Origin of the sequence: Rheinheimera sediminis (genome assembly GCF_004005375.1) — a bacterium.
Lineage (GTDB): Bacteria > Pseudomonadota > Gammaproteobacteria > Enterobacterales > Alteromonadaceae > Pararheinheimera.
Map to the genome: position 1 here is coordinate 1 of NZ_RZUF01000065.1, position 1,600 is coordinate 1,600.

Here is a 1,600-nt window from a genome sequence, read left to right on the forward strand (position 1 = left end):
TGGTGAATGACTTTGAGGTGATCCATATGGGAGGGCGCACCTATAACCCTGTGCTGGGCAGGTTTATGCAGGCGGATCCGTTTATTCAATCACCCACTAATTTGCAGAGTTATAACAGATACAGTTATGTGCTGAATAACCCGATGAGTTATACCGACCCGAGTGGGTATATATTTAAAAAGCTTAATAAAATGCTTGGCAAATTTGCACCATTTATGGGTTTTGCGTTGTTGCTTATCCCTGGAGTGGGGGCTTGGGCTGCGGCCAATTGGTATCAGGCAGCAATGTTTGGTTTTATGTCGGGAGGCGTGGCAACAGGTAGCTTGCGAGGCGCAATAGTTGGGGCTATTTCGGGGGCCGCGTTTCAGCAGATAGGTGCCAGCTTTAAAGGCAAAGGATTTTTTGCTCAGGGCGGAGCAGGCCATATAGGCACTCATGCTGTGGCGGGCGGAGTAAGTTCAGTCCTTGGTGGCGGAAAATTTGGGCATGGTTTCTGGAGTGCGGGTTTAACCAAAGGGTTAGATGTCAACTCGTTGATACCTGGGGTGGGCGATGGACTGAATGCAGCCCGTGCTATAGTGGCAGCGTTGGTTGGGGGGACAATCTCGGAGCTGACCGGAGGAAAGTTTGCCAATGGTGCAGTAACAGCGGGTATTGCACAAGCCGTGAATGGTAACTCATTCTGGGATGATGCCGGGATGTTGGCGGAAATGGCGGTAGATCTTGTGCCGGGTTCTGCGCTGGTCAGCTGCGCCAGTAGCAATGCCTGCAGTTATACCGAATGGGCTATTGCTACAGCAGATGCGACGGCATGGCTGATACCAGGCGGCGTAGCGGTAAAAGTGGCGTTTAAAGCCTTTCAGAGATGGAAGGCGGCTTCGCAGGTTACAAAGGGATTAGTGGATACGAAAAATATCCGATTTACCCAAGACAGCATCGGTGTCAAATTTAGTGATGGTCGTTCCGTTCAAGGGTTAATTGACGATCTGGCTTCTGGGAAAGTTTCACCAAATGATCTTCCGCCAATTCGAACCTTCGTTCAGGATGGCAAGACATATACACTTGATAACAGACGGTTGTTTGCTGCTCATCAAGCTGGTGTGCAAGTAAAAGCTGTTCCAGCAACTGCTGCCGAAATAGCTAAAGAACTACCTAAAAAATTTACCACGGTCAATGATGGTATGATCATTGGTATTCGTGGCTCTTTATAATAGGCGAACTAATGAATTTAGAAGAAAAAGCAGAAGCGATATCAACAAGGGAAGATTTGGCGTCCTTTGTTGATGAGTTGAAGAATGATTTAATCCAAAACCCAGGGGATTGGGAAAATCCAGATTTAGAAAGGTTCTTGGATGCTATAAGTGCATGGACTTTCTCAATGGAGAATTTGTATAAAAACCTCGGAAGAGAGACTCCTGTCCAACCTAGCTGGAAAGCTTTCGCTGAAATTTTACTTGCAGCAAAAGTTTATGAATGATCATGAACCTGTTGTTGTCCCGTCCGAGTGTCCGGCAGGATGATTGAAGGTTTTAGAAGAAGTAACGGGGTCAGGAACCAACGAACCAATGGACCAATGGGGTCAAGTCTTGCCCCGTGCCCC

Annotated in this window: 2 protein-coding genes; both read left to right on the forward strand. The window is 47.6% G+C overall.

From position 1 onward, the window contains the following. The coding region (locus EMM73_RS19735) for an RHS repeat-associated core domain-containing protein (RefSeq protein ID WP_186435312.1) at window positions 1–1,211 on the forward strand (1,211 nt) is incomplete at its 5' end. An 11-nt stretch (window positions 1,212–1,222) separates the two neighbouring features. Beyond that, the gene (locus EMM73_RS19740) at window positions 1,223–1,477 is read left to right on the forward strand and encodes a DUF7660 family protein (protein WP_127688470.1); all 255 of its coding nucleotides are present in this window, start codon (window positions 1,223–1,225) and stop codon (window positions 1,475–1,477) included. The last annotated feature ends 123 nt before the right edge of the window (window positions 1,478–1,600 follow it).

What these genes read in the sequence shown, in the direction of transcription:
- EMM73_RS19740 (WP_127688470.1), top strand. Translation starts at nt 1,223, where the DNA reads ATGAATTTAGAAGAAAAAGCAGAAGCGATATCAACAAGGGAAGATTTG.